This is a genomic window from Kineococcus radiotolerans SRS30216 = ATCC BAA-149, from assembly GCF_000017305.1.
Lineage (GTDB): Bacteria > Actinomycetota > Actinomycetes > Actinomycetales > Kineococcaceae > Kineococcus > Kineococcus radiotolerans.
Genome location: NC_009664.2, coordinates 3562727 through 3582948 on the forward strand (window position 1 = coordinate 3562727; position 20222 = coordinate 3582948).

At 76.3% G+C, this 20222-nt stretch carries 19 protein-coding genes; 9 read left to right on the plus strand and 10 right to left on the minus strand.

All coding sequences use genetic code 11. The features are described from left to right. Positions 1-15: 15 nt before the first annotated feature. Positions 16-825 (minus strand): DUF1206 domain-containing protein, encoded by an 810-nt coding sequence (locus KRAD_RS16910; RefSeq protein WP_012086864.1) that lies wholly within the window; start codon positions 823-825, stop codon positions 16-18. A gap of 90 nt (positions 826-915) precedes the next feature. Here KRAD_RS16910 and hemW point away from each other — a divergent pair, with 90 nt between their 5' ends. Next, positions 916-2121 carry a radical SAM family heme chaperone HemW gene (hemW, locus tag KRAD_RS16915; RefSeq protein WP_012086865.1) on the plus strand — a complete coding sequence of 402 codons (1206 nt, stop codon included), beginning with the start codon at positions 916-918 and terminating at the stop codon, positions 2119-2121. On the opposite strand, the gene KRAD_RS16920 is transcribed toward hemW, so the two are convergent. Further along, positions 2066-2695, minus strand: coding sequence for a hypothetical protein (locus KRAD_RS16920; protein ID WP_012086866.1), 630 nt, complete (start codon positions 2693-2695; stop codon positions 2066-2068). The genes hemW and KRAD_RS16920 overlap by 56 nt on opposite strands. Before the next feature lie 42 nt (positions 2696-2737). Here KRAD_RS16920 and KRAD_RS16925 point away from each other — a divergent pair, with 42 nt between their 5' ends. Beyond that, positions 2738-3778, plus strand: a complete 1041-nt coding sequence (locus tag KRAD_RS16925; protein ID WP_012086867.1) for an LLM class F420-dependent oxidoreductase — start codon at positions 2738-2740, stop codon at positions 3776-3778. A gap of 7 nt (positions 3779-3785) precedes the next feature. Here the strand turns inward: KRAD_RS16925 and KRAD_RS16930 are convergent, their stop codons facing one another. Further along, positions 3786-4217, minus strand: coding sequence for a DUF4870 domain-containing protein (locus tag KRAD_RS16930; RefSeq protein WP_012086868.1), 432 nt, complete (start codon positions 4215-4217; stop codon positions 3786-3788). 21 nt (positions 4218-4238) lie between these two features. Then, positions 4239-5117 carry a DUF3097 domain-containing protein gene (locus KRAD_RS16935; RefSeq protein WP_012086869.1) on the minus strand — a complete coding sequence of 293 codons (879 nt, stop codon included), beginning with the start codon at positions 5115-5117 and terminating at the stop codon, positions 4239-4241. Between the two features lie 136 nt (positions 5118-5253). Between KRAD_RS16935 and hrcA the strand changes: the two genes are divergently transcribed. Both hrcA and dnaJ read left to right on the plus strand, forming a co-directional pair. Then, positions 5254-6294 (plus strand): heat-inducible transcriptional repressor HrcA, encoded by a 1041-nt coding sequence (gene hrcA, locus KRAD_RS16940; RefSeq protein ID WP_012086870.1) that lies wholly within the window; start codon positions 5254-5256, stop codon positions 6292-6294. Positions 6295-6348: 54 nt separating this feature from the next. After that, entirely contained in the window at positions 6349-7476 is a 1128-nt protein-coding gene (dnaJ, locus tag KRAD_RS16945; RefSeq protein WP_012086871.1) for a molecular chaperone DnaJ, read from the plus strand. 66 nt (positions 7477-7542) lie between these two features. Here the strand turns inward: dnaJ and KRAD_RS27880 are convergent, their stop codons facing one another. From KRAD_RS27880 to KRAD_RS16970, 5 genes are all read right to left on the minus strand, one after another. After that, positions 7543-8160 carry a methyl-accepting chemotaxis protein gene (locus KRAD_RS27880; RefSeq protein WP_157873935.1) on the minus strand — a complete coding sequence of 206 codons (618 nt, stop codon included), beginning with the start codon at positions 8158-8160 and terminating at the stop codon, positions 7543-7545. 332 nt (positions 8161-8492) lie between these two features. Continuing rightward, positions 8493-9062 carry a PAS domain-containing protein gene (locus tag KRAD_RS16955; protein WP_012086873.1) on the minus strand — a complete coding sequence of 190 codons (570 nt, stop codon included), beginning with the start codon at positions 9060-9062 and terminating at the stop codon, positions 8493-8495. A 151-nt stretch (positions 9063-9213) separates the two neighbouring features. Continuing rightward, positions 9214-9945 carry a GNAT family N-acetyltransferase gene (locus KRAD_RS16960; RefSeq protein WP_012086874.1) on the minus strand — a complete coding sequence of 244 codons (732 nt, stop codon included), beginning with the start codon at positions 9943-9945 and terminating at the stop codon, positions 9214-9216. A 71-nt stretch (positions 9946-10016) separates the two neighbouring features. Then, positions 10017-11180: a Gmad2 immunoglobulin-like domain-containing protein gene (locus tag KRAD_RS16965; RefSeq protein WP_012086875.1), complete on the minus strand. Its 1164-nt coding sequence runs from the start codon at positions 11178-11180 to the stop codon at positions 10017-10019. After that, a complete protein-coding gene (locus KRAD_RS16970) occupies positions 11177-11713 on the minus strand; it encodes a SigE family RNA polymerase sigma factor (protein WP_049821257.1) in 537 nt (178 codons plus the stop codon). The genes KRAD_RS16965 and KRAD_RS16970 overlap by 4 nt, the downstream gene beginning before the upstream one ends. Positions 11714-11837: 124 nt before the next feature. Here KRAD_RS16970 and KRAD_RS16975 point away from each other — a divergent pair, with 124 nt between their 5' ends. The 4 genes from KRAD_RS16975 (at position 11838) to KRAD_RS16990 (ending at position 16557) form a co-directional block, all read left to right on the plus strand. Next, on the plus strand, positions 11838-12203 hold the full coding sequence (locus tag KRAD_RS16975) for an HIT domain-containing protein (RefSeq protein ID WP_012086877.1): 366 nt from the start codon (positions 11838-11840) through the stop codon (positions 12201-12203). Between the two features lie 22 nt (positions 12204-12225). Continuing rightward, entirely contained in the window at positions 12226-14010 is a 1785-nt protein-coding gene (locus KRAD_RS16980) for an N-acetylglutaminylglutamine amidotransferase (protein ID WP_012086878.1), read from the plus strand. 77 nt (positions 14011-14087) lie between these two features. Beyond that, complete coding sequence (ngg, locus tag KRAD_RS16985; RefSeq protein WP_420812240.1) at positions 14088-15812, plus strand: N-acetylglutaminylglutamine synthetase; 1725 nt, start codon at positions 14088-14090, stop codon at positions 15810-15812. A gap of 1 nt (position 15813) precedes the next feature. Next, positions 15814-16557 (plus strand): DNA-formamidopyrimidine glycosylase family protein, encoded by a 744-nt coding sequence (locus KRAD_RS16990; RefSeq protein ID WP_012086880.1) that lies wholly within the window; start codon positions 15814-15816, stop codon positions 16555-16557. Between the two features lie 21 nt (positions 16558-16578). Here the strand turns inward: KRAD_RS16990 and KRAD_RS24535 are convergent, their stop codons facing one another. After that, entirely contained in the window at positions 16579-17493 is a 915-nt protein-coding gene (locus tag KRAD_RS24535; RefSeq protein ID WP_012086881.1) for a hypothetical protein, read from the minus strand. A 145-nt stretch (positions 17494-17638) separates the two neighbouring features. Here KRAD_RS24535 and KRAD_RS17000 point away from each other — a divergent pair, with 145 nt between their 5' ends. Continuing rightward, positions 17639-20203 (plus strand): carboxylate--amine ligase/circularly permuted type 2 ATP-grasp protein, encoded by a 2565-nt coding sequence (locus KRAD_RS17000; protein ID WP_041292175.1) that lies wholly within the window; start codon positions 17639-17641, stop codon positions 20201-20203. The last annotated feature ends 19 nt before the right edge of the window (positions 20204-20222 follow it).

The window sequence follows — 20222 nt, forward strand, 5'->3', positions numbered from 1 at the left end:
CGGGGGCGCGGGTCCTCAGGCGCGTGCGCGGCGGCGGGCGGTGAGGAGCTGGAACACGCCGTAGGCGGCCAGCCCCAGCGCCACGAGCAGGAGCAGGACGGTGCCGAAGGGCTGCGCGGCGATCTCGCGGAAGGCCGCGTCCAGCCCGCGGGACTTCCCGGTGTCGCCGGTGGCCGACACCACGACCAGCGCGCCGAGGACGGCGAACGCCACCCCGCGCGCCACCCACCCGGCCACCCCGAGCCCGGTCAGGGCGGGGGAGAGGGTCCCCTCGACCTTGTCCTCGAAGCTGCGCTTGAACCCGCGCACGACGGTCCCGACGCCGATCCCGACGATCACCAGGCCGACCACGACGACGAGGACGGCCCCGCCGGGGGCCTCCAGGACCCGCTGGGTGAGCGTCTGCTGCTGCTGGCCGTTGGAGGAACCCCCACCGCTGACGAAGCGCAGGCAGGAGACGGCCAGCGCGGCGGCGACGACGGCCTTGGCCACCGCGCTCACCCGGTGGGAGGTCTTGTCCGCGGTGATCACCGCGACGACCTGCCAGGCCAGCATGGCGAGGAACCCGAGGGCGAGGACGACGAGCAGCACGACGCCGAAGGGCTTCGCCGCCACCTGCGCCAGGGCCCCGCTGGAGTCCGCGGACCCGCCGCCGGAGCCCAGCGCCACCTGCGCGGCCAGCCAGGCGATGAGGAGGTACACCACCCCCTCCGCGGCCACCCCGGCGCGCCCGACCCGCTTCACCCCCGCCTCGTGGGCGTGGGCGAAGGCCTCGCCCCGTCGCGCGCCCCGCTCGACCTGGTCCCGAGGGCTCCCGCTCGTCATCCCGACAGGGTTGGGCCCGGCGGCGGCCCCCGCAACCGGGGGGCCCGGCGGCGGGCACGGGCACGGCCGGGGCCGGGGGACACTGGAGGGGTGCCGTCCACCCTGCCCGACGGCGAACCCGTCCCCCTCGACGGCTCGCTGCCCCCCACCGCCCTGGCCGGAGCCGCGCAGCGCAGCTTCGGGGTCTACCTGCACGTCCCGTTCTGCGCGGTGCGCTGCGGGTACTGCGACTTCAACACCTACACCGCGACCGAGCTCGGCGGCGGCGGGTCGCAGGCCGCCTACGCGCAGACCGCGGCCCGGGAGGTGACGCTGGCGGCGGAGGTCCTCGGCGACGCCGCCCGCCCCGCGCAGACCGTCTTCTTCGGCGGCGGCACCCCGACGCTGCTGCCCGCCGCCGACCTCGCCTCGATGCTGCGCGCGGTGCGCGAGGACCTGGGGATCGCCCCCGGCGCGGAGGTCACCACGGAGGCCAACCCCGACTCCGTCACCCCCGAGGGCCTCGCGCAGCTCGCCGAGGCGGGCTTCACCCGGGTGTCCTTCGGGATGCAGTCCGCCGTCCCGCACGTCCTCGCCGTGCTCGAGCGCACCCACGACCCCGCCCGCGTCCCCTCGGCGGTCCGCTGGGCCCGGGAGGCGGGGCTGGAGGTCAGCCTCGACCTCATCTACGGCACGCCGGGGGAGTCCCACGACGACCTGCGCGCCAGCCTGGACGCGGCGCTGGCCTGCGAGCCGGACCACGTCTCGGCCTACGCCCTCATCGTCGAGCAGGGCACGAAGCTCGCCGGGCAGATGCGCCGGGGCGAGGTGCCCGAACCCTCCGACGACGACGAGGCCGACAAGTACGAGATCGTCGACGACACCCTGACCGCCGCCGGGTTCTCCTGGTACGAGGTGAGCAACTGGGCCCGGGAACCCGGGAACGCCTGCGAGCACAACCTCGCTTACTGGCGCGGGGGGGACTGGTGGGGGATCGGGCCGGGCGCGCACAGCCACGTCGGCGGGGTGCGGTGGTGGAACGTCAAGCACCCCACCGCCTACGCCGGCCGCCTCGGGCGCGGCGAGTCGCCCGCGCACGCCCGGGAGGTGCTCGGCGCCGACGACCGCCGCGTGGAGGACGTGCTGCTGCGCTCGCGCCTGGCCGAGGGGTTCGACCCGGCCTGGTGGGGCGTGCGGCCGCAGACGGCGCAGCTGCTGCTGGACGGCCTCCTGGAACCCGCCCCGCAGGGCCGGGTGGCCCTCACCCGGCGGGGGCGCCTGCTGGCCGACGCGGTGGTCCGCCGGCTGCTGGACTGAGCAGGCCCGCCGCGGCCTCGGCCTCCAGCGCGGCCAGGTCCACCAGCAGGCTCGCCGCGCCGTGCAGGCGGTCGCTGAGGGCGTCCACCCCGGGGGAGAGCACCGTGAGGTCACCGCGCTCGGCGAGGTCGGCGAAGATCCCGTCGTTGCTGACGACGAGGACCTCGACGGGATCGGGGACCGCCTGCGCCGCGGCCAGCAGCGCGTAGTCGGCCACGTCGGCGCCGTCGGCGACGACCATCGCCCGGTCGGCGAACTCCTCCAGCCACGGCCGGGCCCGCTCCACCGCCCCGACCTGCCCGGCCAGGGTCACGCGGTCGGCCTGGCGGGCCAGCTCCACGACGACGGCCAGGCGGGCGCGCAGCCGCCCGCGGGCGGCGCGCAGGTTGTCCAGGTCCACGAGCAGGACGCGGGTGGCGCCCTGCCCGGCCCACACGGGGTAGTCGCGCACCAGGACCCGCAGGGCGTCGGTGAGGGGGTCCGGTCCCACCCGCACGACCTCGGGACCCGGCACGTCCTCGAGCCGGAACCACTCGTAGTCGTCCCACTCGCCCGGTGCGCCGCCCAGTCCCATGCGCCCAGGTTCCCACCGCCGGGCCCGCGTACCGTGCCCGGGATGGAACTCGGACTCAGCGTCGGATACCTCACCGGCCCCGTCGCCCCGGCCGCGCAGCGCGCGATCGCCCTCACCCGGGCCGCGGAGGACGCCGGCTACGGCTCGGTGTGGGTCGCGGAGGCCTACGGCACCGACGCCGTGAGCGTGCTGGGCCTGCTGGCCGGGGCGACCTCGCGCATCGGCCTGGGCTCGGCGGTCCTGCAGGTCCCCGCCCGGGCCGCGGCCATGACCGCGATGACGGCCGCGACGCTGGACGGGCTCTCCGGCGGGCGCTTCCGCCTCGGCCTGGGGGTGTCCGGGCCCCAGGTCGCCGAGGGCTGGTACGGCCAGCCGTTCGCGAAGCCGCTGGCCCGCACCCGCGAGTACGTCGACGTCGTGCGGGCGCTGCTGGCGCGCGAGCCGTCCCGCTACGAGGGCGAGCACCTGCGCCTGCCGCTGCCGGGCGGGCCGGGGGTCCCGCTGCGCCTCATGCAGCCCGCGGTCCGTCCCGGCCTGCCGATCCACCTCGCCGCGGTGGGCCCGCGCAACGTCGAGCTGGCCGGGGAGGTCGCCGACGGCTGGCTGCCGTCGCTGCTCGTCCCGGAGGACTCCGCGCAGTCCTTCGACCGGTTGCGGGTGGGGTTCTCCCGCCGCAGCGCGGCGCTCGCACCGGCCGCGGGCTTCGAGGTCACCGCGAGCGTCCCGCTCGTGCTCACCGGCGCCGCGGGGGAGGAGCGCGCCGCCGCGGAGGAGCCGGTGCGCCGCCACCTGGCCCTGTACCTGGGCGGGATGGGCTCGAAGGAGCAGAACTTCTACGCCGACCTGGGGCGGCGGCTGGGGTTCGCCGACGCCGTGGACGAGGTGCAGGACCACTTCCTCGCCGGCCGCCGGCGCGAGGCCGCGGACGCGGTGCCCGCGGGCCTGCTGGAGGCGTGCTGCCTGGTGGGCCCGGCCGCGACCGTGCGCCGGCGCCTGGACGACTACGCCCGGGCCGGGGTCAGCACCGTCGCGCTCGTCCCGATGGGCCCGGACCCGGTGGGCGACCTGCGCGCCCTGGCCTGAGCGCGGCTCAGCGCACCAGCCGGAAGATCAGCGGGTAGCGGTACACCTGGCCGCGGTTGGCCGCGACGGCGGCGAGGACCGCGAAGACGAGGGCGACCAGCCCCGGCACGGCCAGCAGGACGAACACCCCCGCGCCGAACCCGAGGGTCACGACGCTGACGATCGTGCAGACCACGGCCAGGACGACCTCGTAGACCACCAGGGATATCGTCATGTTCAGCGCCTCGGCGCTGTGCCCGCGCACGAAGGCGCTGCGGTCCTTGAAGACGAGGAAGACGACCAGCGGACCGAGGAAGGACAGGGTGACGACCGTGAACAGCGCGGCGGCGATCGCGGACAGGTGCCCGAACATCCCCCACATCCGCTCGTCGGACGGCGACATCGTCGCCGGGGGGTACGGCTGGTGCGGCTGCGGCGGCGGGTACGGGGATTCGCTCACCCCCCGATCCTGACGTCTGGCTCAGCGGTCCGCCAGGTCCGCGGTGACGAAGTCGACGAGTTCCTCCACCCGCCCCAGCAGCGCGGGCTCCAGGTCGGCGTAGCTGCGCACCGTCCCCAGGATCCGCTTCCAGCCGTGCGCGACGTCGGCCTGGGTGGCGTGCGGCCAGCCGAGCTCGGCGAGGATCCCGTGCTTCCAGTCCTGCCCGCGCGGGACGGTGGGCCAGCGCTCCCAGCCCAGCCGCTGCGGGCGCACCGACTGCCACACGTCGACGAAGGGGTGGCCCAGCACGAGCACGTGCGGGTTCGCGTCGACCCGCGCCACGATCCGCGACTCCTTCGACCCGGGCACGAGGTGGTCCACCAGCACCCCGATCCGCCGGCCGGGGCGGGGGCCGAAGGAGCGGATCGCGGCGTCGAGGTCGTCGACGCCGTCGAGCATCTCCACCACGACGCCCTCCACGCGCAGGTCGTCGCCCCAGACCCGCTCCACCAGCTCCGCGTCGTGGCGGCCCTCGACGAGGATCCGGGAGGCGCGCGCGGTCCGGGCCGCGACGCCGGTGACGGCGACGGACCCGCTGGCGGTGCGGGTGGGGCGCTGCGGCGCGGCGGCCTTCGGGGCCACCAGGCGCACGGGCTGCCCCTTGACCCAGAACCCCGGCCCCAGCGGGAAGGCCCGGGTGCGCTCCGCCTCGTCCTGCAGGACGACGACGTGCACGCCGCCGCTCTTCTCGACCCGCACGACGGCCCCGCGCCAGCCGGTCTCGACGTCCTGCACGACGAGCCCGCGCACCGCGGGCTGCTCGCGGTGCGTCGGCTTGGGGTGGGAGCGGGCGTGGGGGTCGGAGGACAGCACGTCGCTGCCGTACCGGTCGGTGTAGCGGGGGCCCTGGGACGTCACCCCGGCACGCTAACCAGGCGCGCGCGGGAGAGGGTGGAGGCGCGGCGGGGACGTTCGGCCTAGACTTGGCACTCGGCCGTGTCGAGTGCCAGCGGCCGGGTGTCGGGGATGGGCGACGGAGGGGCGGGAGGACGGGATGAGCGACGACCGCAGGCTGGCGGTGCTGCGCGCGATCGTGGAGGACTACGTCTCCAGCCACGAACCCGTCGGCTCCAAGGCCCTCGTCGAGCGCCACCAGCTCGGCGTCTCCCCGGCCACGATCCGCAACGACATGGCCGTGCTGGAGGAGGAGGGGTACATCACCCAGCCCCACACCAGCGCCGGGCGCATCCCCACCGACAAGGGCTACCGGCTCTTCGTCGACCGCCTCGCCAACGTCAAGCCGATGTCGCCGGCCGAGAAGCGCGCCATCCAGACGTTCCTCGAGGGCGCCGACGACGTCGACGACATCGTCGACCGGACCGTGCGGCTGCTGGCCCAGATCACCCGCCAGGCCGCCGTGGTCCAGTACCCCTCGCTCTCGCGCGCCGCGGTCCGCCACGTGGAGCTCGTCCCCGTCGGCGGCCGCAGCGCGCTGCTGGTCCTCATCACCGACTCCGGGCGCGTGGAGCAGCGCGTCCTCGACGTCCGCTCCGCCGCCGACCCGGAGTCCCTGGCCGCCGCGCTCGCGGCGCTGCGCACCCGCGTCAACGCCCGCGTCGTCGGCAAGCGGCTGCGCGACGCGCGCGAGGACCTCACCGACCTGGTGCAGCAGACCCCGCCGGGCGACCTCGCGGTCGCCGCGGAGGTCGCGGTGGCGCTGGGGGACTGCCTCACCGCCGGGCTGGAGGAACGGGTCGTCATCGCCGGCACCGCCAACCTCGTGAAGTCCGGCGCGGACCTCTCCACCTCCCTCGGCAGCGTCCTGGAGGCCCTCGAGGAGCACGTCGTGCTGCTGCGGCTGGTCCAGGAGCTCACCGAGGACTCCGACCGCGGCGGTCTCACCGTCCGCATCGGCGCCGAGAACCTGCACCTGGGTCTCGACGGGACCTCGGTGGTCACCAGCGGCTACGGGACCGGCCCGGACACCGTGCTCGCCCGGCTCGGCGTCCTCGGGCCGACCCGGATGGACTACCCGACGACGATGGCCGCGGTGCGCGCGGTGTCGCGCTACGTCTCCCGCATCCTCGCCCAGTGACCCGCCCCGTGATCGCCCAGTGATGAAGAGCCCCGACAGGAGAACCCCGACCCCGTGAGCGACTACTACGACGTCCTCGGCGTCTCCCGCGACGCCTCGGCGGAGGACATCAAGCGCGCGTACCGCAAGCTCGCGCGCAAGCTCCACCCCGACGTCACCAGCGACCCCGACGCGGGGGAGAAGTTCAAGGAGGTCTCCCAGGCCTACGAGACGCTCTCCACCCCCGACAAGCGCGCCGCCTACGACCGCGGCGGGTCGATGCCCGGGGGCGCGGCCGGCGGCTTCGGCGCCGGTTTCGGGTTCTCCGACATCATGGACGCGTTCTTCGGCCAGGGCGGCGGCGGCCGGCCCGGTGCGCCCGCCAGCCGCACCCAGCGCGGCCAGGACGCCCTCATCCGCGTCGACGTCGACCTCGCCGAGGCCGCCTTCGGCGGGGAGCGCTCCATCCAGGTCGACACCGCCGTGCTGTGCACGACCTGCCAGGGTTCCTGCTGCCAGCCCGGCACCAGCCCCGCGACCTGCGACATCTGCCACGGCCAGGGCTCGGTGCAGCGCGTCGTCCGCTCGCTGCTCGGCCAGGTGATGACGACCGCGCCCTGCCCCACCTGCCACGGGTACGGCACGGTGCTGCCCTCGCCCTGCCTGGAGTGCAACGGGGAGGGCCGCACCCGCGCCCGCCGTCCCCTGACCATCCGCATCCCCGCCGGGGTGGACACCGGCACCCGCATCCAGCTCGCCTCCCAGGGCGAGGTGGGCACCGCCGGCGGCCCCCCCGGGGACCTCTACGTCGAGATCCACGAGCGCCCGCACCCGGTCTTCTCCCGCAACGGCGACGACCTGCTCTGCACCCTGCACGTGCCGATGACGGCCGCCGCGCTCGGCGCGAGCATCCCGCTGGAGACCCTCGACGGGAGCGCCGAGGAGGTCGACGTCCGTCCCGGCACCCAGGGCGGGGAGGTCATCACCCTCAAGCAGAAGGGCGCCGAGCACCTGCGCGCCCAGGGCCGCGGCGACCTGCTCGTCACCCTGGAGGTCACCACCCCCCGCGACCTCGACGACGAGCAGGAGGAGCTCCTGCGCCGCCTCGCGGAGCTGCGCGGGGAGGTCCGCCCCGCGGGCAAGCTCGCCCCCGCCCACCAGGGCGTGTTCTCCAAGCTGCGCGGGAAGTTCTCCGGCCGCTGACGGGTCGGCCGCCCCGGCGGGTCCGGCGCCCCCGGCGGGGTACCGGCCCCCGCCGGGGCGGTGCCCTCAGCTGCGCATGCCCGCCAGGAAGGCGCTGATCTGGGTGCGCAGCTCCTCGGCGAGCTGGGACAGCCCGGTGGTGTCACCGGTCGGGCCCCACCCCGCGGAGCCGTCCACCGCGGTGCGCACGCCGTCGACGAGCCCGTTCATCTCCCCGATCGTGACGCCGACCCCGCTGATCGCGCTGACCGCGTCCTGGGCGTTCTGCCGGATGCTGTCGACCCGCTGGCTGACCTGCTCGGTGGCCCGCGCGGACTGGTCGGCCAGCTCCTTGACCTCGGCCGCCACGACGGCGAAGCCCTTGCCGGCCTCCCCGGCGCGCGCGGCCTCGATGGTGGCGTTGAGCGCCAGCAGCCGCGTCTGGTCGGCGATCGCGTTGATGACGGAGACGACCTGCTGGATCTCCCGGGAGGCCTCGGTCAGGGCCTGCATCGTGAGCGTGGCCCGGTCGGCCTCGGCGCTCGCGGCGCCGGCGGCGGTGGCCAGGCCCTGCGCGGAGGCGCTGAGCTCGGTGGAGGCGGTGGCTAGCTGCTCGGAGACGCCGAGCACCCCGGCCTCGAAGTCGTCGGCCAGGGCGAGGCGGGCCGTGCGGGCCTCCTCCACGACGCTGGAGCCGGCTCGCATCGTGGTGCGCCCGGCGTTGATCGCCGCGGCGGAGTGGCGGAACGCCCCGCCGAGACCACCGGTCAGCAGCCGGCGGTGGAAGCGCCCCTCGGCCGCCGCGGTGAGGACCTCCCCGGCCTCGCGCACGAAGGCGTCGGAGACGTCGAGGGAACGGTTCACGGAGTTCTCGAGCTGCACCAGCTCCGGGACCGCGGCGGCCCCGGCGATCCCGCCGACGCGGGCTTCGAGGTCGCCGGCGGCGGCCCGGTCGCAGACCTCGGCGACCTGGCGGACGACGTCGCGGTACAGGGCCGCCTCGTCGGTGACCGACCTCGCCCCCCGGGTGAACAGCTTCACGGTCGGACCTCCTCGGGGACGATGGACCAGATGAACTCCTCGTAGGACGTGCCGCGCTCGGCCAGCAGCCGCTCGAGCAGCGCGCTGGAGGCCTCCACCGCCGCCCGGCCGCCGCTGTGGCGGCGCTCCTCGGCCAGCAGCACGTCGTACAGGGCGCTCGCCGCGCGCACACCCTCCTGGGCGGGCTTGCGGCGGTTGGAGTGGTACCCCGAGATCCGCCCGGCGGGGTCCTTCGTGGGGGTGATGTGCGCCAGGACCCAGTAGTTCGCCCCGTCGGCGGCGAGGTTGTTGACGTAGGCGAACAGCTCGCGCCCGCTGGAGACGGTGTCCCACAGCAGCTTGAAGACGGCCTTGGGCATGTCGGGGTGGCGGATGACGTTGTGCGGGCGGCCGATGACCTCGTCGCGCTCGAAGGCGCCCACCCGCAGGAACACGTCGTTGGCGTAGGTGATGATCCCGCGCGGGTCGGTCTTGGAGACGATCAGCTCGTCGGGCGAGAAGGTGCGCTCCTGCCCGGTGGGGCGCACGGGGACCCGTGGCTCGCGCTCCGCGGTGGTCGTGGTCATCGGTCTCCCTGGCTCGGACGGCTGCGTCCAGGCCCGGGTGGGCCGGCGGTTCGACGCTCTCCCGACCTCGGCACCCGGGGACGATCCCTTGAGCCGTCCGGGTGACCCCCTTCCGGGGGCGGCGAGCACCGCAGGGGCGGGTGGGGGCCCGTCAGGTCCCCGGGCGCAGGCTCAGCTGCTGCCCCAGCGAGCGGTACCCCAGGGCCCGGGCGACGCGCACCGAGGCCGGCGGGCGGGCCCGCCACTGCGGCAGGAGCCCGGCGCGGTGGGCGTGGTCGGTGGCGACGGCGGCCACCGCCCGGGCCAGGCCGGTCCCGCGCGCGTCGGGACGGGTCAGCACGCTCAGGTGGGCGACGCCGCCGGGCCAGCGCTCGTAGCCGGCGACGGCCAGCGCCGCGCCGTCGCGCACGACGGCGAAGACCGGGGAGGTGGTGGCCCCCACGGCCGCCTCCGCGACGTCGTCGGCGGGGCAGGCGGCCAGCAGCGCCGCGACGAGCGGGTCGGTGCCGGCGAGGGCGCGCACGGGGGCCGCGTCGTCGGCGGGGCGGCCCACCGGGGCGGGGGAGTAGGCGAGGTCGGCGGGGCCGAGGACGTCACCCGCCGGGAACGCCGTCGCCAGCGCCGTCGCCAGCGCCGTCACCGACGCGGCGGTGAGCCGGACCGGGCCGGGGGGCCGCGCGGTCAGGAGGTCGTCGAGGACGGGCTCCAGGGCCCGGGCCCGGGCGGGGTCGGGCGCGGTGGCCAGGACCGCCCCGGCGACGACCACGACACCGCACCAGCCCGGGGGGCACAGGCGGGAGGCGGGGGCCACCGCGACCCGGACGCCGGGCGCGGTGCCGAAGCGCGCCGGCGGGCCGGCCAGCTCCCGCCAGGCCCCGCGCACGGCGTCGACGAGCGGCCCGCCGTCCCCCGCCCCGGACCCCGCCCCGGACCCCGCCGCGTCCCGCCGCCCGGTCAGCGGACGGTGACCGTCTTGGTGTCGCCCACCGCCACCGGACCCTCGCCGCCGGACTCGTCGGGCGCGAACACCGCCACGGTGTACGTCCCCGCCGGTGCCGCCACCGCGAGGGAGAACTCCCCGAAGGTCCCGTTCGCGCCCGCCTGCACGGGCTCGCGCGCCACCTCGACGCCCGCGGCGTCGGTCAGCGTGCAGAGCAGCGTCCCCTCGAACGCCGTCCCCACCCCCGCCACGGTCACCGAACCCGCGCCGGGGGTGACCTGCGTGATCCACGCCGGGGCCTGCACGTCGACCTGCGGGGCGCGCTCCACGGCGGCCGGGACCCGGTGGGACCCGAACACCGTCGCGCCCTCGCGCCCGTCGACGAGCAGGCGCACCGGGGCGCTGCCGCCGCCCGCGGCCGTCACCGTGTGCACGAGCTGCTGCACGGCCAGCTCGGCCTCCGGCGCGCTCAGGGGCGTGGACACCGCGGCCGCGGAGACGTCGACGACGTAGGCGCCGGACCCGTCCCGGGTCACCTCCGCCGCCGGGTCAACGCCCCACGACGTGCGGTAGTCCGCGTCGGCCGCCGTGCCGCCCAGCAGGACCTGCAGGGCGTTCGTGGCGTCGTCGCGCCCGCCGGGGACGGGGGTGAACTCCCGGAACAGCTTCCCGCCCCCGGTCCAGTACACCGGGACCCGCGCCGCGCCCGTGGGCAGCGCGGGCGCGGCGGCGCCCGTCGGGGTCGAGGTGGCCGGGGCGCTGGTGGCCGCGGTCGCCGGCCCGGTGGACCCGCTCGCCGTGGCGGGGGCCGGGGCCGCGGCCGGGGCGGTGGCCCCGGGCGTCCCCGCGCCCGCCGCCGTCGTCGTCGTGGAGGACGCGGGTGCCGCCGCCGGGGAGCCGGCGACGGTCCGGACGCTGCCGCCGTCGCGCTGGGCCAGGGCGTACCCGCCGCCGCCGACCACGACGACGGCGGCGACCCCGGCGGCCGCCACCACGGCGCGGGTGCGGGAACGACGGCGGTCGGCGCGGCTGGTCACGTGGATCTCCTCGAGGCGGTCGGTGGGGTGCACCCCGGCCGCACGCGCGGCCAGGGCCTCGCGCAGCCGTCGCGCGGTGGGGCTCAGCTCGCCGTCGCCGTCGGGGTCCGGCAGCGGACCCAGGGGTGTCCGGTCGCTCACGGGGTCTCCTCCAGGCTCAGGGCCGTGCGCAGCGCGGACAGCCCGCGGTGCGCGTGGGTCTTGACCGCGCCCCGGCTGATGCCGAGGGCGGCGGCGATGTCCTCCTCGGACATCTCGCCCTGGTACCGCAGCACCAGGACCTCCCGCTGCCGGGTGGGCAGCGCGTCCAGGGCCCCCAGCACCATCCGGTGCTCGGCGGCCCGCACCGCGTGCTCCTCCGGCCCGTCGGGGGCCGGGTCCGGCAGCGGTCGCCTGCGGTCGGTGACGACGCGGTGCCGCAGCACGTCCCGGGCCCCGTTCACCACGCTGGTGCGCAGGTACGCGACGGCGGAGCCCTTGTCCGACAACCGGTTCCACCGACCGTGCAGGGTCACGAAGGCGTCGGCCACGACCTCCTCGGCGCTCGCGGACTCACCCATCAGCGAGCTCGCGAGCGCGACGAAGCGCCGCCAGTGCGCCGCGTAGAGCGCGCTGACCGCCTCGTCGGCGCTCCACGAGCGCGGGTCGTCGGCCGGCTCAGCGGGCACGACCACGCGCTCCTCCGTTCCCCTCACGGGAGGTAGACGGGTCACGGGGGGTCACGGTTGACATCCAACCCGAGGCGATCCGGGGACCATCCGCGCCCGGCCCCGGCCGGCCGCCGGGTAGCGTGCGGGCATGAGCGAGGTCTCGCGCGTGCAGCGCGCTCCCGACGACCTGTTCCTGCGGATCGTGGCCGGTGAGGTCCCCGCCACGATCGTCCACTCCGACGACCTCGTCGTCGCCTTCGAGGACGTGAACCCCCAGGCCCCCGTGCACGTGCTGGTGATCCCGCGCGAGCGCCACGAGAACGTCGCCCAGCTCGCCGCGGCCGCCCCGGCGACCCTGGCCCGGCTGGTGGAGGTGGCCCAGCGGATCGCCGACGAGCGCTGCGGGGGGGAGTACCGCCTGGTCTTCAACACCGGCACCGCCGTGGGGCAGTCGGTCTTCCACGTGCACGGCCACGTCCTCGGGGGCCGGGGCTTCACCTGGCCGCCGGGCTGATCTCGCGGTTGGATGAGGCGCCATGTGCGGTCTCTGCGGTGAAGTCAGGTTCGACGGGCGGGCGGCGGACGTCGCCGCCGTGCAGCGGATGTCCGAGACCATGGCGGCCCGCGGTCCGGACGGCGAGGGCGTCTGGGCGCAGGGGCGGGTGGCCTTCGGGCACCGGCGGCTGTCGGTCATCGACCTGTCGGCCTGCGGGGCGCAGCCCATGCAGGACCCCGAGCTGGGGCTGACCGCCGTCTTCAACGGCTGCATCTACAACTACCCCGAGCTGCGCGCGGAACTCGCCGGGCACGGCTACCGGTTCACCTCGACCTCCGACACCGAGGTCATCGTCAAGGGCTACCACCGGTGGGGCGTCGACGTCGTCGACCACCTGGTCGGGATGTTCGCCGTCGTCCTCCACGAGCGCGACTCCGGGCGCGTGGTCCTCATGCGCGACCGGCTGGGGATCAAGCCGCTCTACCTGGCCGAGACCCCGGGCCGGCTGCGGTTCGCCTCGACGCTGCCCGCGCTGCTGGCCGGGGGCGACGTCGACACCACGATCGACCCGGTCGCCCTGCACCACTACCTCTCCTGGCACGCCGTCGTCCCCGCGCCGCGCACGGTGCTGCAGGGGGTCCGGAAGCTGCCGCCGGCCACCGTGCGGGTCCTCGAGGCGGACGGGACCAGCCGCGAGCACCGCTACTGGGCGCCGGACCACGTGCGCCGCGAGGAGTTCGCGGGGTTCTCCGAACGGGACTGGGAGGACGCGGTCCTGGAGTCGCTGCGGACCGCGGTGCGCCGGCGGACGGTGTCCGACGTGCCCGTGGGGGTCCTGCTCTCCGGCGGGCTGGACTCCAGCCTCATCACCGCGCTGCTGGCCGAGCAGGGGCAGACCGACCTCGCGACCTACTCCATCGGGTTCGAGTCCGTGGGGGGCCGCGGCGGCGACGAGTTCGAGTACTCCGACGTCATCGCCGAGCGGTTCGCGACGGACCACCACCGCATCCGCGTCTCCGGCGACGAGCTCGTCGGGGCCCTCGGGCACGCGGTGGGGGCGATGAGCGAACCGATGGTGAGCCACGACGTGGCCGCCTTCGACCTCCTCTCCCAGCAGGTCTCGCAGAGCATCAAGGTCGTGCAGTCCGGGCAGGGCGCCGACGAGGTGTTCGGCGGGTACCACTGGTACCCGCCGCTGGCCGGGCTCACCCCCCAGCAGGGCGTCGACGTCTACGCGCGGGCGTTCTTCGACCGCGACCACGCCGGGATGGCGCAGGTGCTGGACCCGCGCTGGCTCACCGCCACCGACGTCTCCCGGGAGTTCCTCGCCGAGCACTTCGCCCGGCCCGGCGCCGACACCGCCGTCGACGCGGCGCTGCGCCTGGACACCGAGGTCATGCTCGTCGACGACCCGGTGAAGCGGGTCGACAACACGACGATGGCGTGGGGCCTGGAGGCGCGGGTCCCGTTCCTGGACCACGAGCTCGTCGAGCTCGCCGCGGCGGTCCCGCCGGAGCTGCAGCTGTCCGGGGGCGGCAAGGGGATCCTCAAGCGGGTCGGGTACCGGGTCATCCCGCGCGAGGTCATCGACCGCCCCAAGGGCTACTTCCCGGTGCCGGCCATCACCCACCTGGAGGGGAAGGTGCTGGGGACGGTCAAGGACGCGCTGACCAGCCGGGCGGCGCAGGACCGGGGGCTGTTCCGGCCGGAGTACGTCCAGGGCCTGCTGCGCGACCCCAACGGGGAACTGACCCCGTTGCGCGGCAACAAGCTCTGGCAGCTCGGTCTGCTCGAGATGTGGTTGCAGCAGCACGGCATCGGCTGAGGGGGGTCCTCGTGAACACCACCAAGCGCCGCACGACCGTCGCGGGGTTGCGGCACCGGACGTTCGACGTCCCCGCGATCTCCAGCCGCAGCTGGCAGCGGCCGCCGACCTGGCTCACCTCCGGGATGGCCCGCGACGTCGTCCTCGACATGGGGTGGGGCCGCCTGGTCTTCGGCCAGACGTTCACCGACCAGCGCGACGTCGTCGACGCCCTGCGCGCGGAGGAGACCGGCGAGCGCGACATCGCCATGTACGTGCGCGACCCGCAGGTCCTCGTGGGCCTGGCCCCGCACGAGCTCTTCATGGACCCCTCCCTGACCTTCCGGCTGCCGCTGACCCGCTACCGCGCCCCGCGCGACCGCAACCCGGACGTGTTCGTGCGGATGGTCCGCGACCGCGCGGAGCTGGAGGAGGTCAACCGCATCTACGCCACCTGCGGGATGGTGACCTCCGACGCCGACGTCATGTGGGCCAACCACCGCACCCGCACGTTCACCTACCTGGTCGCCGAGGACACCCGCACCCGCGAGGTCGTGGGGACGGTGACGGGGGTCGACCACGTCCTGGCCTTCGGCGACCCCGACCAGGGCGCCAGCCTGTGGTGCCTGGCCGCGGACCCGCAGGCCGCCCCGCGGGGGGTGGGGGAGGCGCTGGTGCGCACCCTGGCGGAGCGCTACGTCGCCCGCGGGCGCGCGGTGCTGGACCTGTCGGTGCTGCACGACAACGCCGGGGCCATCGCGCTGTACCGCCGGCTGGGTTTCCGCCCCGCGCCGCCGGTCGTGGTCAAGCGCAAGAACCCCATCAACCGGCCGCTGTTCTCCCCGCAGCCGGCGGGGCTGGCCGCGCTGAACCCCTACGCGCGGATCATCGCCGACGAGGCGCTGCGCCGGGGGGTGCGCGTGGAGGTGACCGACGCGCCCAGCGGGGAGATGCGCCTGACCCACGCGGGGCGCTCGCTGCTGACCCGGGAGTCGCTCTCGGAGCTGACCAGCGCGGTCGCCATGTCGCGCTGCGACGACAAGCGCGTCACCCGGCGGCTGCTGGCCGCCCGGGGGGTGCGGGTCCCCGAGGCCGTGGAGCTCGGCGCGGACCCGCTGCACGACGAGGCGGGGCTCGCGGCCTGCGAGGAGCTCGCGGCCCGCACCGGTCCCGTCGTGGTGAAACCCGCGCGGGGCGAGCAGGGCAAGGGCATCACCGTCGGGGTCGGCGGCGGGGAGGACCTGCGGCGCGCCGTCGCGGAGGCCGCCTCGCACTGCCCCGACGTGCTGGTCGAGGAGCTCGTCCGCGGGCAGGACCTGCGCATCGTCGTCATCGACCACGAGGTCGTCGCCGCGGCCGTGCGGCGCCCCGCGGCCGTCATCGGCACCGGCGACGACGACATCGCGACCCTGGTGACCCGGCAGAGCCGGCGGCGCGAGGCCGCCACCCGCGGCGAGTCCAGCATCCCCCTGGACGACACGACGCGGGCCGTCGTTGCCGACGCCGGGTTCGCCCTGGACGACGTCCTGCCCCGGGGGCAGCGGCTGGAGGTGCGCCGCACGGCGAACCTGCACACCGGCGGCACCATCGACGACGTCACCGACGACCTGCACCCGCAGCTGGTGGAGGCCGCCGTCGCGGCGAGCCGGGCCATCGGCATCCCCGTCACCGGGCTGGACCTCCTGGTGCCCGACGTCGCCGGTCCCGACCACGTGGTCATCGAGGCCAACGAGCGCCCCGGGCTGGCCAACCACGCCCCCCGCCCGACCGCGGAGCGGTTCCTGGACCTGCTCTTCCCCGAGACCCGGCGGCAGGGGGCCTGAGGTGCCCGAGGCGCACTCCCTGCACCGGCACGCCCGCGACCAGCGCGCGGCGCTGGCCGGGCAGGTGCTGTCGGTGAGCAGCCCGCAGGGCAGGTTCGACGCGACCCCCTTCGACGGGCACCGCCTGGTGGACGTGCAGGCCCACGGCAAGCACCTGCTGTACTCCTTCGAGCAGGCGCCCGACGTCCACGTGCACCTGGGGATGAAGGGGATCTTCCTGCGCACCGAGGACCTGTCGCTGCCGCCGCGGGCGGGGACGCGGATGCGCCTGGCGGGGGAGACGACGGCGTTCTCCCTCATCGCCCCCAGCCGGTGCGAGGCGTTGGACGCGGCCGCCCGCGCCGAGCTGCTCGCCTCCCTCGGCCCGGACCCGCTGCGCGAGGGCGCGGCGGCCCGGGAGGAGGCCGCGCGCCGCCTGGGCACCGCCCGCGGCGCGGTGGGCGCCGCGGTCCTGGACCAGTCGGTGTGGGCCGGGATCGGCAACGCCTGGCGCGCGGAGCTGCTCTTCCTCGCCGGGATCGACCCCGGCCGGCGCGTCGACGAGGCCGAGGCGGGCCGGGTGTGGGACCTCGCCGTGGAACTCCTGCCCCTGGGCGTGGACGCCGGTCAGGTCGTCTCCGACCCCACCGCCCCCGACGAGCGCTGGGTCTACAAGCGGGAGACGTGCCGGCGCTGCGGGAGCCCGGTGGGGACCCGGACCGTGGGCGGGCGCACCGCCTACACCTGCCCCGTCGACCAGCGCTGACCCGACCGGCGCTGAGCCGGCTCAGTCGGGCAGGCGGGCCCGCAGGCGCTCCAGCTCGCGCTCGGCGCGGGCCACGCGCTCGTCGGCGGCGCGGGCGGTGCGCTCGGCCGCCCGGCGGGTCCCCGCGGCCGCCTCCAGCTGCTCGGTGACGGCGTCGAGCTGGGCCCGCAGGTCCTCCTGCCGCCGGACCAGGTCGTCGCCGCGGCGCCGGGCGGAGGTCAGGTCGCCCGCGCTGGCCCCGGCCTCCTCGCGGGCCTCGGCCAGCTCCTCCCGGGCCGCCGCGACGGCCTCGCGCAGCTCCCGCAGCTCGAGCTCGCGGCGCCGGGCCTCGCGGGCGGCCTTCTCCTCCCGCCGGGCCTTCAGCTCGTCCGGGGGAACCACCCGGGGGGCGGGCCCCGCGGGGGTGGGTGCCGCGGACCGCGCCGGCGCGTCGAGCGCCGTCGCGCCCTCCACGTCGGCCTCCACGTCGGTGAGACCCACCGCCTCCAGGGGCCGCACCAGCAGCCCCGAGCGGACCGCGTCGGCCGCGGCGGGGCCGGTCATCCCCGCCCGCAGCGTCTGGACGACCTTCTCCCCGGCCTCGGGGCTCAGCCGCACCCCCGCGGCGCGGGTCAGCCGCGCGGCCCGCGCCCGCAGGGCCGCCAGCACCCGGTGCTGCTGCACCGAGAGCTCACGCAGTTCCGGGCCGGCCAGCGCGGCCGTGGCCTCCCGCACGGCCGCCCCGAGCTCGAGCAGCCGCTCGACCTCCTCGCGGTGCTCGCGGACGAGCAGGTTCACCGCCCACGCGGGGACCGTCGGCCGGCGCAGCCCCGCGACGCGGGCGGCCAGGTCGCGGTCGCCCTCGGCGCGGGCCCGGCGCGCGCGGGCGTCGCGGGTGGCGGTGAACTCGGCCGGCGGGCCCGCGTAGAGCTCCTCCAGCACGGTGGGCAGGTCCACGTCGTCATCCTGGCACGGCCCCGGTGGGGTGACGGCGCGTGAGGATTCCGACCTCCAGCGTCACCGTCGGCGTCCGCCACGTAAACGTTCTGTTTCGCCCTCCGTTCTCGGCGGCACCGCGCCGGATCCGGTCTAGCGTGACGGGATGGGTGCGGAGATGACGCTGGGCGCGGAAGAGGAACTGCACCTCATCGACCTCGGGAGCGGGCAGTTGTCCGCCCGCGCCCCGCAGGTCCTGTCCCGGCTCGACCCCGCCTCCTACTCCGCGGAACTGCAGCGCACGACGGTCGAGACCAACACCGACGTGGTGACGTCGCTGACGGAACTGCGCGAGGAACTCCTGCGCCTGCGCAAGGGCCTGGTGGAGGCCGCCGCCCGCGACGGGCTCGGGGTCGCGGCCGTGGGCACGGCCCCCCGTTCGACGTTCACCGACTTCGAGCTCACCGCCACCGGGCGCTACGGGCGCATGCAGGAGCAGTACCGGCTGCTGGTCGACGAGCAGCTCATCTGCGGGACCCAGGTCCACGTCGGCGTCTCCGACCGCGACCTCGCCGTCGAGATCATGCAGCGCGTCGCGCCGAGCCTGCCCGTGCTGCTGGCCCTCTCGGCCAGTTCCCCGTTCTGGAACGGCCAGGACACCGGCTACGCCAGCATCCGCACCACCGTCTGGCAGCGCTGGCCGACCGCGGGCAGCACCGGCCCGCTGGAGTCCGCCGCCCAGTACGACGAACTCCTCGCCGACCTCATCGCCTCCGGGGTGATCGGGGACGAGAAGATGGCGTACTTCGACGTCCGCCCCAGCTCCCACGCCCCCACCCTGGAACTGCGGGTGGCCGACGCCTGCCCGCTCGTCGACGACGCCGTGCTGATCGCCGGGTTGTTCCGCGCCGGGGTCCGGGCCGCGGAGCTCGACGTGCTCGCGGGCCGGCCCCGGCCGCAGGTGCCGAGCCCGCTGCACCGGGCCGGGATCTGGCAGGCGGCCCGCGGCGGCCTGTCGGGGAACCTGCTCGACGGGACCGAGCACCCCCGCCCCGTCCCCGCCCCCGAGGCGGTCCGGGCCCTGCTGACCCGGTTGCGCCCCCAGCTGGAGGAACTCGGCGACTGGGAGGAGGTGGCCGAGCTGACCGAGGCCACCCTCGCCCGCGGGAACTCCGCCGACCGCCAGCGCGCGGCGTTCGTCGAGCGCGGCGAGCTGGACGACGTGGTGCGCCTCGTCGTGGAGGAGACCCGCGGGTCCGCCGCCGGGGAGGCGCCCGCCACCGCCGCCCTGCGCCGCTACCGGACCCGGGCCGGCGACGAGGCCGTGGGGGGCAACGCCCGGCCCCGGCCGGTGTACCGGGAGGTCATCGAGCACGTCCGCCGGCGGGGCCCGGCCGGGATGGCCGCCGCCGAGGCCGAGCGCGACGCCTGGGCCCGCGAGCGGCAGCTGGCCTACGTCGTCACCGGCCCGGGGGGCCTGAGCCGGGAACCCTTCCACGTCGACCTCGTCCCGCGCGTGGTCCTGCCCCACGAGTGGCGGCAGCTGCGCCGCGGGCTGGTGCAGCGCGCCCGCGCGATCGAGTGCTTCCTGCGCGACGTCTACGGCGAGCAGCGCGTCCTGCGCGACGGGGTGCTGCCCCGCGACGCCGTCGTCGGCGCCCCGGGCTGGGACGAGCGGGCGACCCGGTTGCCGGCCGGCGCCGTGCGCGCGGCGGTGGCGGGTTTCGACCTCGTGCGCGACGAGCACGGCGGCTGGCGGGTGCTGGAGGACAACGTCCGCGACCCCAGCGGCATCGCCTACGCCGTGGCTGCGCGCGACGTGGTGGACGCCGTCCTGCCCGACCTGCCGCGGCCGGGGGCGGTGCTGGACCCGGCGACGGCGTTCGAGCAGCTGCGCTCCACGCTGCTGGCCCGCGCCCGCCCGGGGACGCGCCCGGTGCTGCTGTCCAGCGGTCCCGCCAGCGCGGCCTGGTTCGAGCACCGCAAGCTCGCCGACGGGGCGGGGTTGCTGCTCGCCGGCGCCGACGACCTCGACGTGCAGCGCGGCCGCGTCCTGCACCGCCCGTCCGGCGACCCCGTCGGCGTGCTCTACCTGCGCCTGGACGGCGCGCTCCCGGACCTGCGCGACGGCGCCGGGCGCGCGATCGGGCGGGAGGTCTTCGACGTGGCCGTCGAGGGCGGGGTGGTGCTCGCCAACGCCCCCGGCAACGGCGTCGCCGACGACAAGGCCATGTACCGCTCGGTGCCGGAACTCGTCAACTACTACCTCGGGGAACGACCGCTGCTGGAGTCGGTGCCGACCTACCGGCTCGGCGACGAGGGGGAGCGCCGCGCGGTCCTGGAACGGGTGGGGGAACTCGTGACGAAACCCGTCGACGGCTACGGCGGGCGGGGGGTCCTCATCGGTCCCCACGCCACGGCCGCGGAGGTCGCCGCCCGGCGGCAGGAGATCGCGGCCGACCCCGCGCGCTGGGTGGCGCAGGAGGTCGTGCGGTTGTCCTCGGTGCCCAGCTGGAACTCCGGGGACCGCACGCTGCAACCGCGCCACGTGGACCTGCGGGCCTTCGTGCTCGTCCGGGGCACCGCCGAGGCCGACTGCACCCTCGCCGACGTCGCCCTCACCCGGGTCGCCCCCGAGGGCAGCCTCGTCGTGAACTCCTCCCGCGGCGGGGGCGCCAAGGACACCTGGATCCTGCGCGAGGAGGACGACCGCCCGGACGGGCGCCGCTGAGGACCCGCACCGCTGAGGC